8 protein-coding genes are annotated in these 13,949 nt (G+C 63.2%); 5 read left to right on the forward strand and 3 right to left on the reverse strand.

The genetic code is table 11. The features are described 5' to 3' along the window. Positions 1-10: 10 nt before the first annotated feature. The 5 genes from AC1D3B_RS09625 (at position 11) to AC1D3B_RS09645 (ending at position 7,983) form a co-directional block, all read left to right on the forward strand. Positions 11-1,198 carry a class I SAM-dependent methyltransferase gene (locus tag AC1D3B_RS09625; RefSeq protein ID WP_478190438.1) on the forward strand — a complete coding sequence of 396 codons (1,188 nt, stop codon included), beginning with the start codon at positions 11-13 and terminating at the stop codon, positions 1,196-1,198. An 84-nt stretch (positions 1,199-1,282) separates the two neighbouring features. After that, a complete protein-coding gene (locus AC1D3B_RS09630; RefSeq protein WP_478190439.1) occupies positions 1,283-1,720 on the forward strand; it encodes a class I SAM-dependent methyltransferase in 438 nt (145 codons plus the stop codon). Positions 1,721-1,824: 104 nt separating this feature from the next. After that, positions 1,825-2,859: a GDP-mannose 4,6-dehydratase gene (gene gmd / locus AC1D3B_RS09635; protein WP_478190440.1), complete on the forward strand. Its 1,035-nt coding sequence runs from the start codon at positions 1,825-1,827 to the stop codon at positions 2,857-2,859. A 129-nt stretch (positions 2,860-2,988) separates the two neighbouring features. Beyond that, positions 2,989-5,814, forward strand: coding sequence for a glycosyltransferase (locus AC1D3B_RS09640; protein ID WP_478190441.1), 2,826 nt, complete (start codon positions 2,989-2,991; stop codon positions 5,812-5,814). An 84-nt stretch (positions 5,815-5,898) separates the two neighbouring features. Then, positions 5,899-7,983 carry a DUF7024 domain-containing protein gene (locus AC1D3B_RS09645; RefSeq protein WP_478190442.1) on the forward strand — a complete coding sequence of 695 codons (2,085 nt, stop codon included), beginning with the start codon at positions 5,899-5,901 and terminating at the stop codon, positions 7,981-7,983. Between the two features lie 18 nt (positions 7,984-8,001). Here AC1D3B_RS09645 and gmd (AC1D3B_RS09650) read toward each other — a convergent pair whose 3' ends face one another. The 3 genes from gmd (AC1D3B_RS09650) to AC1D3B_RS09660 are packed head-to-tail and all read right to left on the reverse strand — an operon-like array spanning position 8,002 to position 13,925. Beyond that, a complete protein-coding gene (gene gmd / locus AC1D3B_RS09650; RefSeq protein WP_478190443.1) occupies positions 8,002-9,039 on the reverse strand; it encodes a GDP-mannose 4,6-dehydratase in 1,038 nt (345 codons plus the stop codon). A gap of 7 nt (positions 9,040-9,046) precedes the next feature. Beyond that, positions 9,047-11,341 carry a glycosyltransferase family 2 protein gene (locus AC1D3B_RS09655; protein WP_478190444.1) on the reverse strand — a complete coding sequence of 765 codons (2,295 nt, stop codon included), beginning with the start codon at positions 11,339-11,341 and terminating at the stop codon, positions 9,047-9,049. Between the two features lie 10 nt (positions 11,342-11,351). Continuing rightward, the gene (locus tag AC1D3B_RS09660; RefSeq protein WP_478190445.1) at positions 11,352-13,925 is read right to left on the reverse strand and encodes a glycosyltransferase; all 2,574 of its coding nucleotides are present in this window, start codon (positions 13,923-13,925) and stop codon (positions 11,352-11,354) included. Between the last annotated feature and the right edge of the window lie 24 nt (positions 13,926-13,949).

Genomic DNA, 13,949 nt, shown 5'->3' on the forward strand with positions numbered 1-13,949 from the left:
CGATAGTTCGATGCTCAAGCACATCGTAAAGACCACCTTTCGCCCCTTGTGGCGCCCCGTTCGCCGCAGATTTGAGTACGTGGCGGGGACTCAGAACGCAGCCACCATCGAACGGCTGGATCGCGCGGAGGAGCGCCTGGCTATTGCCGTCGCCGAGATGGACAGGATGAAAGCCCAAATCGACAAACTCTCGTGTGATCTGAATGCCCTCACGCCTGGGCAGTCTTACGAAGAAAAGATCCAGCAGGAACTAAGGAACTTCACGGAGGTCTCGGATGTGCACGCGTTGCCGGCGATCTACGGCTATTGGTCCAACAAACACCTTCTTCCGATGTTTCGTGAGTGCGGCTTCGCGGGGGTCGACGAGTTCTACGCGAAAAGTCTCTTTGAGGCTGCGCAGCGCGTTGGCGGCTCGGCACGCTTCATCAGCATCGGGGCGGGGAACTGTGACACAGAGGTTCGCGTTGCTTGCTTGCTGCGCGACATGGGGCTGCGTTCTTTCGTGTTGGAGTGTCTCGAATTGAACCCGTCGATGCTGGAGCGGGGTCGACAAGACGCCGCTGCCAATGAGATTGAGGGTTCGCTCACCTTCACTCAGGCGGACTTCAATGCGTGGATTCCCACGGGCTCCTATACGGGGGCGATGGCCAACCATTCGCTGCATCACGTCACCAACCTAGAGGGCCTTTTCGACTCGATCAAATCCTCGTTGCATCCGCGCGGTTACTTCGTCACGAGCGACATGATCGGCCGCAACGGTCACCAGCGTTGGCCCGAGGCGCTTGTCCGGGTGGAGCAGTTCTGGGGAGAACTGCCTGAAGAGAGGCGGTACAACCATTTGCTCCGGAGGCACGAGCCCACATTTGTCAATTGGGACTGCTCCAGCGAAGGGTTTGAGGGCATTCGTGCGCAGGACATCCTGCCCTTGCTTGTCGAGCGCTTCGACTTTCAGGTGTTTTTGGGGTTCGCAAACGTTATCACCCCGTTCATTGATCGCTGTTTCGGGCACAACTTCGACGCAGAGTCACCTTCCGACCAAGCTCTCATAGACCGCATCCACGCGATCGACGAGGATGGCTTTCAGAGCGGGGAATTGAAGCCGACCCAAATGCTGGCGGTGATGAGCCCGGAGCAATGTCGTTCGCCCGTCTACGCTCGCGGGCTGAGCCCCCTGATGTCCATTCGGCGGCCAGACTAAGTCCGTCGGACAACCCCGGAAATCACATTCGAAAGGGCTTTTCAGATCGCAGGATCCGCGGACGCATGGTTACATTTCGGACGTGTGCCCTCGCTTACCGATGCACGCCGGCACGAGGATCTCCAGCGCCTTTCGTTTGCGAACGATTCCATCGACCTCGTCCTGTCAAGCGACGTGCTGGAGCACATGCCCGATCCGTACCAGGCGCATCGCGAGATCTTCCGGGTGCTCAAGCCGGGCGGGCGACACATCTTCACCGTGCCGTTCGACGCCCACAGCGCCCTGGACGACGCAAGGGCTCGGCTCGTCGACGGCGAGATCCAGTACCTCGCGGAGAAGCACTTTCACGGCGATCCGGTGAGGCCCGACGAGGGCGTGCTCGTCTGGACCATCTTCGGGCTGCAGATGCTGGTGCAAATGGCGCACATTGGATTCGAAACGCGCGCCTGGAACTTGTATGCACCCGATAGGGGCATCGTTGGCCCCTTTTCACTTGTCTTCGAGGCATTGAAGACTTCGTGACCGGGCAATGACAGGCCAATTCGGGTCTGGCCGTTGTCCGGCAAGGACCCGATTGGCATTGCGGCACAATCAGGGGCTTCCATCTCCATCAGCAAGCGAACAAGATGAAGCACGCAGTAGTTACAGGGATCACCGGGCAGGACGGCGCGTATCTGGCCGAACTGCTCTTGAGCAAGGGCTACGTCGTGCACGGCACCTTTCGCCGGACGAGTTCGGTGAACTTCTGGCGCATGGAAGAGCTGGGTATCCAGAACCATCCCAATCTGAAGCTGGTCGAGCACGACCTCACCGATCTCGGAAGTTCGCTCTCGCTGATCAAGGAGGCCCGCCCGGACGAGGTCTACAACCTCGCTGCCCAAAGCTTCGTCGGCGTCAGCTTCAACCAGCCTGATGCCACTGCGCAGATCACGGGGATGGGTGCGTTGCACCTGCTGGAAGCGATCCGGCTCACGGACCGCAGCATCCGCTTCTACCAGGCTTCGACGTCCGAGATGTTCGGCAAGGTGCAGGCCATTCCCCAGGACGAGAACACGTCGTTCTACCCGCGCAGCCCCTATGGCGTGGCCAAGTTGTTCGCGCACTGGATGACGATCAACTACCGCGAAAGCTACGACATCTTCGGCTGCAGCGGCATCCTGTTCAATCACGAGAGCCCGCTGCGCGGTCGCGAGTTCGTCACGCGCAAGATCACTGACGCGGTCGCCAAGATCCGGCTCGGCAAGCTCGACGTGCTGGAACTGGGCAACCTTGGTGCCAAGCGCGACTGGGGCTACGCCAAGGAATACGTCGAAGGCATGTGGCGCATGCTCCAGGCCGACGAGCCCGACACCTTCGTGCTGGCGACCAATCGCACGGAGACCGTTCGCCATTTCGTCGACCTGGCGTTCAGGGCGGCCGGTTTCGAACTTCGCTTCGAGGGCGAGGAGCAGCACGAGGTCGGCATCGACGTCGCGACGGGCAAGACGCTCGTCAAGGTCAATTCAAAGTTCTATCGGCCGGCGGAGGTCGACTTGCTGATCGGCAATCCCGCCCGCGCCCGCGAAAAGCTGGGCTGGGAGCCGAAGACGACGCTGGAAGAACTGTGCACGATGATGGTCGAGGCAGACCTGCGGCACAACAAGGACGGCCAGTCGTTTTGAAGTTGAAGTGGTGCTGACGCATCGCGCGTCGGAGCGCGCATCGGAGATGTGCGCCCAGCAAATCCATGGCGCATCGCGCCCGTTTATCCGCGCGAATGCGGGACAGTCTTACCGTAGAAGCGAGGAACAATGAAGTGGACGTCGATGTTGGGGCCGATAAAGCGCCGCTTGGGACTGGGCGTCAATGGTGGCGCCGAATCAGAAGAAGCGCAGATCGCCAACACGCTGACGATTTCCGGCGTATTCGATCCCGGTTTCTATCGACGGGCCTATCCCGATGTCGATTCGAGCGGGCTCTCTCCCGCCGAACACTTCGTGAAGGTTGGCATGGCGAGCGAACGGCGGCCTTCCCTGGGATTCGATCCCGTCGCATATTCGGCGCTCTATCCGGACATTGAGGGCGCGTCCAAGGCGGCACTGCACTACGCGTATCACGGGCAGCGCGAGGGCCGATGGATCGATCCGGCGCCGTTCGATCCGGCAAGACTGGAGGAAGTGACGCGGGCCATCCGCGATGCCGGACTTTTCGATGCAGCGTTCTACCTGCAGGCCAACCCTGTGGTGGTCGAGAGCGGGATGGATCCCTTGCTCCACTACCTGGCCACCGGACACCGGAGCATGGCGGAGCCTTCACCCGTCGTATCGATGAAGGCCTATTTGGGCCTGTACCCCGACCTGCGCGAGTCCGGAGCGAATCCGCTGGCCCACTGGGTGATGTGCGGCCGCCTGGAAAAACGGATCCTGCCTGGTCACGGACTCAAGAACTTCCGATGGGCAGTGCCGGGCAGATCCTTTCCATTGCCCGACGACATCGTGCATCACGAGCGGATGACAGGCGTGGCCTACTTCGCGGGGCAAGGCTTCGATTTCGAGGATCGGGGCACGCCGGAGGCTATCGAACGCAGTGTCGACAGCATGGCAGGGCGCAAGCCGCTCCTGTCCATTGACTCGTCCTCCCCGAAGGTGTCGATCATCGTGCCCGTCTATGGGCAAATGCCCTTCGCGCTGAACTGCCTGGACTCGCTCGCGCAGCACGAATCGAAGCATTCGGTGGAGATCCTGGTCGCCGATGACGCTTCGCCCGAGCACACGCGCACAGGGCTGCTCGCGCGCATTCCCTGGATCCGTTACGAACGACGCGAGGCGAACGGTGGCTTTCTCGAATGCTGCAATTCCGCGGTGCAACTGTCCCGGGGAGAGTTCGTCGTGCTGCTCAACAGCGACACGCGGGTGGTGCCCGGGTGGCTGGACGAGCTCATCGACGGGTTCGAACTGTTTCCCAAGGCGGGAATGACCGGGTCGAAGCTCTTCAATGCCGACGGCACTTTGCAGGAAGCCGGTGGCATCTTCTGGCGCGACGGCTCCGCGCACAACTACGGCCGCGGTGACGATTCGAACCGGCCGCAGTATTGCCATGCGCGCAAGGCAGACTTCATTTCGGGGGCATCCATCGCACTGCGCAGGCGGGTGTGGGACGAGCTCGGTGGCTTCGACGCGTGGTATCGACCGGCCTACTGCGAGGATGCCGATCTGGCGTTTCGCCTTCGTCGTCACGGCTACGAGGTCTGGTACATGCCATTCTCCCGCGCCATCCACTATGAGGGCGTGACGCATGGGCGTGACACGAGCAAGGGCGTCAAGGCCTATCAGGTCGAGAATCTCAGGAAGTTCGCCCAGCGTTTTGCAGCGGAACTGCTGTCCCATCCCGTGCCCGGCACGCTCTCCGCGCGGGCGGCTTCGTGGCGGTTCGCGCAGAACATCCTGATCGTCGACGCCTTGACACCGCGGCCGGATCACGACTCCGGCTCGATCGTGACCGACGAAGTCATGAGAACCTACCGGGACCTGGGGTTCGGTGAGAGCTTCTTTCCCCAGCATGATCCGAGGTATCTCGGTGCCGCGACGGAGCGCCTTCAACGACTGGGCGTCTGTTGTCATTACATGCCGTACGCGCTCGATATTAGGGGTGTCATCGAGAACTCCTTCTATTTCGACTACGCACTGCTGTACCGATACAACGTGGCATCCGTTGTCTGCGCGCCGTTGCGCGAGTTGTCGCCATCCACAAGGGTCGTCTTTGCGAACGTGGACCTGCATTACCTGAGAGAGCTGCGCGGGGCTTCGACCCACGCGGATGCCAGCGGGATATTCAAGGCGGCGGTCACCAAATCCCTCGAACTCGAGATGTTCGCCCGCGCCGATGCCAGCTTCGTGCACACGGAGATCGAGAAGAAGATCATCCAGGACGAGATGCCGCGTCCGCTGAAGAACATCGTGGTGCTGCCCTGGCTGTCCGACATCGACAAGGACTGTGGCGGCTGCGATGGTCGCAAGGACATCATGTTCCTCGGAAGCTTTCCGCACCTGCCCAACGTGGATTCGATCCGGTTCTTCATGCAGTCGATCTGGCCCGAACTAGAGCAGCAACTTCCTGCGCAGGCCAAACTGCTCGTGGTGGGCCACCAGCCTCCGCCGGAGGTGCTTGCGATGGCGAGTGATCGCGTGGTGGTGACCGGCTACGTGGAGGATCTCAAGCCGTACTTCGAGCGCTCGCGAGTGTTCGTCGCGCCATTGCGCTATGGCGCGGGAATCAAGGGCAAGCTCGTGACGGCCCTGGCGCACGGCGTTCCGAGCGTAGCGACCACGATCGCCGCGGAAGGCATCGGAACCGACGAGTCGAGCCATCTGCGCGTGGCCGACGAACCTGAGGCGTTCGCGCGGGAAGTCATGCGCGTGTACTCGGACGAAGCGCTCTGGACCCGGATGCGGACGGCGGGCTGGGCCTTCGTGCACGAGAACTACTCGCGGGAAGCGGCCGCGCAACTGTGCTTGCAGGCACTCAAGCTCGCGGACGAGAACTGGCTGGAGCGACAAGAGCAGTCGTGCAATCAGACGCTCAAGGCTCTTCTCGGCGTTGACCGTCGCGTCGAACCAGCGGGCCCGGCCTCGAGTTGAAGTCCGCGCAAGCCCGCAGCGTTTCGAAAGCGCAGCGGTATTTGGCGTGACGACTACCAAAATAAAAGAGTGATGACTGGAATCGTGGAAAAGAATTGGAACGCGGCGACCGGAATCGCCTTCGTCGGCACGCGCGAGTTCAGGCGCTACCTGGTCATCTGTGTCGGAGTGCTCCTGCTTCTGTTCCTGGTGCTGCGCAACGGCGGCCTCTACGCCGTCGTGGTCGACGAAACGCTCTACAGCAAGTTCTCGAGGCTCGTGCCGTTTGCCGAGTCCGCCGTGCCCGGCTACCTGTATCTCGCGCTGTTCCGCATGACGAACATCTGTGGCGACGCGTTTCTGGATTGCGCACGCGTATTGAACGTGGTGGTCTTCCTGGCGGCCGCGCCATTCATCTACCTGAGCGCGAGAAAGACCTGCGGCCAGGTCGCGGCCGCTGCGGTCACTCTGCTGGCGCTGGTGGGGCCCATCAACGTCTACACGGCCTACTTCATGCCGGAGGCGTTGTACTTCCTCTGCTTCTGGGTGCTCACCTGGTACGCGCTGAACCTGGATCGGAACTCGACGCCGCGGTCCTTCGCGGTCCTGGGCCTGCTGTTCGGACTGTGCGCGTTGGTCAAGCCGCACGCCATCCTGTTCATGCCGGCGCTGCTTGTTTTCGCGTGGGTCGCGACGCGCAAGCCGGGCGCCGGCATCGGCGGGATCGTGGAAGCGCTCAAGGGCGTCGCTGCGTTCCTCGCCTGCGCCATGGTCCTGAAGTTCGGGGTCGGCTACGCCGTGGCGGGACGGGCCGGATTGACCCTCATGGGCACGGCCTACGGGTCGATGGCCCATACCGGCCTGGCGAGCCTCTCGCACTACCTGGAAATCGTCGCGATGGCGATGGATGTGGCCCAGGGACACCTCATTGCGCTGGCACTGATGTTCGGCATGCCGATCGCTGCCGGCGCCTGCGTGACGCTGTCCTCGATCGTGCGACGCAGGGATGCATCCACGACGCAGACCGCCCTCTACAGCACCTTGATCCTGGGCTGCCTGTTGATCGTGGTCGCGCTCTTCACCGCCACGGTTCCCTATGCGGACCCGAACCAGGCAGTCAACAGGCTGCACATGCGTTACTACAACTTCGCATTGCCGCTGCTCTTGATCGTTGCTGCCGGATTCCTGCGTCAGGGTGCGCATGAGGCGTCCCTGGCCTGGCGGCTCTGCACAGCCATCCCGGTGGGCCTGTTTGCCGTCTACGGCCTCGCAGGGGGACTGGTGCCGTACGAGTCGAGCTATGTCGACAACCCGGAACTGAGGGGCTTCGTGCTCAACGGCCGTTGCTTCAAGTGGCTGGCCGGATTGTCGATTGCGGCATTGGTCGCCTGGGTGGCGGACGCTCGGCTGGGTGCCCGGTTGTACGTCTTCATCTACGCCCCGGCGTTCGCTCTGCTTGCGTCCGCGTCCGTGAATGCGGACCTCGGGCAACGCAAGACGCCGGATATCTACGATCGCGCTGGCATCGTGGCGAACAACTACCTGGCCGACGAAGACATCTCGAAACTCGTGGTCGTCGGTTCCGATCCGGCCGGCCTGTTGCGCGCCGCCATGTACCTGGACAACCCGAACGTGGTGCTGAAAGAAGTCCCCGCCGGCACGCGCGTCGAGTTTTCCGAGCTTCCCGAGGATCGTGAGTGGGTGCTTACGGTGGGAGATGTCGCGCTTGCGGGGCGAAGGCATTTCGAGGTTTCGATGGATGACTTTGCCCTGGCCAGGATCGTGGAATCGGCAACGCTGACCTTCGACAAGACGTCCTGGCCGGGCCTGGTCAGCAAGACCCAGGGCTTGTCGGGCGCGGAGCCATGGGGCGCCTGGTCGACCGGCAAGGTTGCCACGATCGCGTTCAAAAGGCCGCTGCCGGCACGCTTCGCCGTGCATCTCAAGGGCCGCGCCTTCGCATCCGCGCCGCACGACGAGTTCGTGATGCATGCGGGCTCGAACTCGAAGTCGTTCAAGCTGGCGGAAGGCGTGGTCGAGGAGAAGGTGCTCGAATTTGACAACGCCTCCAGGTCAAATCTCATCCGGATCGACATTCCTAATCCGATGTCGCCCAAGGCCCGCGGCCTCGGAGAAGACGACCGGCTCCTCGGCATCGCGTTCTACGAATTGCGGATCGAGCCGCTCTGAGTCCGCGGGGGACCGCGTCTAGAACGATTGCCCTTGCGCGTTTCGGCGCAGGTCGGCCGCAACCATCATCGCGCAGAGTTCTTCCAGCGTCGTCTTCGGCACCCATCCGAGCTTTTCAGCCGCGCGCGCGGGATTGCCGATCAGCAGGTCCACTTCGGCGGGCCGATGGAACTTCGGGTTGACGCGAACCAGCGTCTTGCCGCTGCCGACTTCGATGCCGACCTCGTGCTGCTCGTCGCCCTCGAACCGCAGTTCGAAGCCCGCAGCCTTGAATGCCATGTCGACGAACTCCCGTACCGTTTCCATCCGGTTGGTGGCCAGCACAAAGGTGTCGGGCTCGTCGGCCTGCAGCATGCGCCACATGCCTTCCACGTACTCCTTGGCGTAGCCCCAGTCGCGCTTGGCGTTCAGGTTGCCAAGCTCCAGCACATCCAGCTTGCCGAGCTTGATCTTGGCGGCGGCGTCGGTGATCTTGCGCGTGACGAACTCCCGGCCGCGCAGCGGGCTCTCGTGATTGAAGAGGATGCCGCTGGCGCCGAAGATGCCGTAGCTCTCGCGATAGTTGATCGTCATCCAGTGGGCGAAGAGCTTGGCGACACCATAGGGACTGCGCGGATAGAAGGGCGTGTCCTCGGCTTGCGGGATGGCTTGCACCTTGCCGAACATTTCGGACGTCGAGGCCTGGTAGAAGCGGATCTTCGGGTTGACCAGCCGTATCGCTTCGAGCAGGTGCAGCGCGCCCATCGCCGTGATCTGCGCCGTCGTCTCGGGCTGGTTGAAGCTCACGCCGACGAAGCTCTGGGCCGCAAGGTTGTAGACCTCGTCAGGCTGGGCCCGATCGATGAGCAACATGGAACTGCCGAGGTCCGTCAGGTCGTATTCCACGAGTTCGAGACTCGGGTGGTTCTGGATCCCGAGTTCCTCGATCCGCCAGAAGTTGACCGAGCTCGTGCGCCGGTAGGTCGCGAAGACCTTGTAGCCCTTCGCTAGAAGCAGTTCGGCAAGATAGGCTCCGTCCTGGCCGGTGATGCCGGTGACAACTGCTGTTTTGCTCATGGCTTGTTCAATGGGATGGGCTGGCGGCCGAAGCCGGATCCGAAGGCAACCAGGGCCTGGCTGCGCGCGGCGGGACTGCGGGGGCGAAGTCCCCCCCCGTAATGGTCAGGTTCGGGTTGTAGAACGGATCGTTCGCGATGACGTCGGCCCAGATCCGCTTGAAGTTGCTGCACTCTTCGAAAAACTGGTTGCGGCGTTCCTCGCCCGACGGAAGGCCGAGGCTCGCCGACTCGTGATGGAAGAGCTGGGCATACGGTGTCCACACGATGGCGTGGCCGGCCTGCCGCAGGCGCAATCCGATATCGACGTCGTTGAAGGCCACCGCGAAGTTCTTCTCGTCGAATCCTTGCACTTCGAGAAAGACTTCCCGGCGCATCAGCATGCAGGCCGCGGTGACGGCCGAGAACTGCTGCGTGCAGGCAGCGCGGCCGAAGTAGCCGAGGGCACCCCGCGGCAGCCCGACGTGAGGATGGCCTGCCAGTCCGCCGATGCCGACGACGACGCCGGCGTGCTGGATGGTCTCGTTCGGATAGAAGAGCTTGGCGCCGACCGCGCCGACCTCGGCGCGCAGCGCATGCCCGACCATCTCGGCGAGCCATTCGGGCTCGATCACTTCGATGTCGTTGTTGACGAAACCCAGCAGCGGCGCATCGGTCTGGCCGACGGCCCAGTTGTTGAGTGCGGCAAAACTGTAAGGCTGGTCGTAGTCGATCACGCGGACCCGCGGAAGCCGCGCGATCTCTTCGAAGTACGAGAAGGACTCGGCCTGCTCGCTGCGATTGTTGACGACCAGGATGTCGAAATTCTCGTACTGCGTCTTGTCGAGGATCGTCTGGACTGCCACGCGCAGCAGATCGACCTTGTCCTTGGTCGGGATGATGAGTGTGACGCGAGGGCGCTCCGCTGGCAGGGCCCATTTCACCCGGTAGTAGCCCAGGTGGGCTTCCATCGAGACGCGGGCATCGCGGCCCGTGCGGTCGAGGTGTTCCTGGATAGCGCGGGCGGCAGCCTCGTATGGGTACATCTTCTCGGTCGTGGCGAGCGCCACGGAGCCGGCGATCGCCCGCCAGTGGTAAAGGATGTGCGGGATGTGCCGGATGCGATCGGGCGAGGTTTGCTCGGAGAACCTGAGCGTCACATCGTAGTCCTGGCTGCCATCGAAGCCCGACCTGAAGCCGCCGATGTCCTCCAGAAGGCTTCGTCGATACACGGCGAGGTGCACGACCGCGTTCTGCGACAGCATGAGGTCGTAGTTCCAGTCGGACTTGAACCAGGGGTCGAAACGAACGCCGTCCTCGTCGATCTTGTCCTCGTCGCTGAACAGGAAGTCCAGGTCGGGACGAACTTCGAGTTCGGCGGCAACCATGTAGAGGGCGTGCGCGGCGAGTTCGTCGTCATGGTCGAGCAGCGCGACGAAATCACCTGTCGCCAGGCTCAGTGCCGAGTTGGTGGCTGCCGCGATATGGCCGCTTTCTGCCCGGCGCATGAACTTGATGCGCTTGTCCGCCCTTGCATACTGCGCGGCGATCCTGGCGACATGAGGACTCGACGACCCGTCGTCGACGAGGCAGAGTTCCCAGTTGGGATAAGTCTGCCCGGTGACCGAATCGACGCATTTCCGCAGCAGCGGTTCGGGCGTGTTGTAGAGCGGCACGAGCACCGAGATCAACGGCGTCGACTTGAAACTTCGCGTATGCGCATCGATCGCGGCGAGGTCGGCGGCGCTCAGGGTCCCGAACTGCGCCACCCAGTCGGCATAGCGGTCGGATTCGCGCTCGCTCGATCGTTCCCTCAACGCGTGGCGCAGCAAGCCTTTCACGCCCGACTGCTTGATGACCCGGAGGGCTTCGGCGGCATAGCGTCGGGCGAAGGACGGATTGCGCCGCAATTGATCGAGCACCGGCTGCGCGCGCCGATACGCCGCCCGATACTGACTGATGGGCTCGAAGGTCAAGGCATTGATCTTGAAGCGCCCGCGTCCGCTGAGGGGGTCGAGCCTGAGCGCGCGCAATCTGGCGGGCAACCGGACGAGCGAACCGTCGGGACGGCTCTTGCAGGTTGCCACGTGACGGGTCGCGTCCTGCGAAAAGCCCGAGCCGTCATCGAAATACAAGGTGGGTGTCAGCACCTGGCCCTCGGCCTCGGCCTCGGCATCCAGCCGGATGACGTTCCAGCCCGTGGGAACGCGGTGCGATGCGAGCTCGATCAGGAAATAGGGGTCGTCGCCCGTGGAGACCCACCATTCGCCTTCGCGCCGGAGATCGTTCTGTGGGATGAGTTCGGGGATGATGCTTTTCGTCACGCGGTACCTGCTACTTCAGGTGATGAGCGCCGGTCGCCGAACTCTCGCTCATGGCCACTGCGGGCGATCCCGCCTTCACCGGAGGCGCCTTGTTCGCCGCGGCTTGGGGATGGGCGACCGTACGTTGTGCCGGCGTCGTCGGTGTCGGGACGGTTGCCAACAGCTGCCGCACGGTGTTCCTGAATTGCGCGCGAGAGCAGTCGACCGTCACTCGTTCCAGGGCGGACGTCCTGATCGCTTGCCAGAGCTCCGCGTCGCGGTAGAGGCGGGCCGTGGCCTTGGCGAAATCGGAGGCCGACGTGGCTGCGAGCAGATCCCGCCCGGACTGCCAGCCGGTCTGCGATGCAAGCAGGTCGGTCGCGACGGTCGGCACGCCGTGCGCGGCCGCTTCGTAGACTTTCAGCGGAATGCCCGCAGCGATGCGCGTGGGCGCGAGAACGACGCGCGCGCGTTCGAACCAAGGGCGCAGGTCGTCGACTGCCCCGACCAGGTCCAGTCCCTGGCCGGCGAGGGCGGCAACGGAAGGGGCCCGGTTGATACCGACCACCTTCAGCTGGACGTCCTGGCCGAGTTCTCGTTGCAGGTGCGGCCAGATTTCGCTGGCGAACCATCGCAGCGATTCGGCGTTCGGTGCGTCTTCGCCGTGCACGGCGCCGACGAAGAGAAGGTCGGCTCGTTCATCGAAGGGCGCCACTGTGGGCGCGACGTCGATGGTGTGGCCGAGGATGAAGACCGGGCCGACCCCGTGCGCTTCGAACTGCGCCTTTTCCTGCGGCGAGACGGAGACGATCGCGTTGGCGGTCCGCGTCAAGGCCACTTCCTCGGCAATCATCTGGTCTGCCACGGCGGACGAGATCTCCTCGCCGGCCAGCGCGCTCTGCAGTAGCTTGCGCGACGCGAACAGGGCTTCGGCGTCGTAGAAGACCCGGGCATCGCCGATCAGCTCCGGCCGGCCTTGCGTTGCGGCGAGGAACTCCTTCATGTTGTGCGGACGGCAAACAAAGACGGCATCGTAGAAGCCGCGCCGCTTCTCCAGGAAGGAGCGCAGGTTCCCCGCGGAGGAGCCGTACATGACTTCGACAGACTCTGGCACCGACCGTCGGATGCCTTCCCAGGTTTCAGCATGGCTGAACATGGGGAACAGCGTGACCTCCGCGTCCGCTGCGACCAACTCTCTCAGCAACTCGTTCGACCGCGGATAGCCTGCGCCGAGTTTCGAGTGGGGCACCCGGTCTTCGATGAAGAGAATGCGCCTGGCACCGGTGCGTGCGCGTGCGCGCAGCAGATTGGATGGCGCGTGGGCTTGCTGGCTCTCGAGCCATGCCGCATGCCGTTCGCGAAAGATCGCCCAGTTGCGCTGCTGCAGTTCGAGTGCTTGCTCGGAGGTCGACGAGCTTCCGAACTCGTAGTGCAGGATCACGATCCCCGGATCGAAAACGACCCGGCGACCCGACTGCCAGATGCGCAGGCAGTAGTCCGTTTCCTCGTAGTAGGCGGGTGCGTAGCGTTCGTCGAAGCCACCCATGGATTCGAACAGTGAGCGCGGCGTGAGCAGGAATGCGCCGGAACAGTAGTCCACGTCGCGCCGGTACATGAATTCGGGTGCGTCGGGTCGCTCGCCGCGGCCGTAGCCCACGCAGACGCCATCATTCCAGACGATCGATCCGGCTTCCTGCAAGGTGCCATCCGGCAAGACGATCCTTCCGCCGATCGCGCCGACGCTCGCGTCGGCCTCGCTCTCGCGAACGGCGGTCTCCAGTGCGCCGGGCATGAGCAGGGCGTCGTTGTTCAGGAACAAGAGGTACTTGCCACGGGCATCGCGCGCCGCACGATTGGCGCCCCGCAGGAAGTGGAGATTGTCCGGACTGCGAATGATCCTGGCGCCTTCGATCCGATGGAGAAGTCCGGCCGTGGCGTCCGACGAGCCGTTGTCGAGGATGATGACCTCCACGCCGAGCGTGCTTCCGTTGGTGACTTCCGCAATCGAGGACAGGCAGGCAAAGGTCAGCTCTGCCTGGTTGTAGAGCACCAGCAGGATGCTCACGTCCGGTGTCGGGTGGGAGGGCAGCCTGAGCTTGCCGCTTGACGTCAGGAAGACGTCCAGTTGCGTCTTGAACCCGGCGCGCATGGCCGCCTTGGGGCTGGTGCCTGCCGGGCCGGGAGAGGTGCTGCGCCCCGATTCCGATGGAGCCTGTTCCGCAGGATGCTCTGGTGAAGGCGATGCGCCGGACAGCCTGCGAAGCGCCCTGGTCGCGGCCCGCAGCGGTGCGGTGATGCGCCAGGAAGCGGAACTGCGGAAGGCGTGCGCCATCTCTTCGCGCAGACGTTTCTCGTCCGCGCGGACATGCATGACTTCGCGAGCGAATTCCTCCTGCTGCGCCGAAACCATCTGGGCCAGCCGCTGACTCTCGGCGGACAGCTGTTGCCGTTCGACATTCCACGCGGTTCGGAGCTTGTCATGGGCAGACCGCAGACGTTCTGCCTCCTTCACGGCGTCATCGCGAGACGTCTCCGGATGGGCCAGTTCAACCCCGCTTTTCGTGTCGCCCTCTCTTGCGGGATCGCGCGAGTCCCTCGTATTCATTGCGTTCCTTCTCGTTCAATCGCA

This window comes from Variovorax sp. P5_A3, from assembly GCF_056400665.1.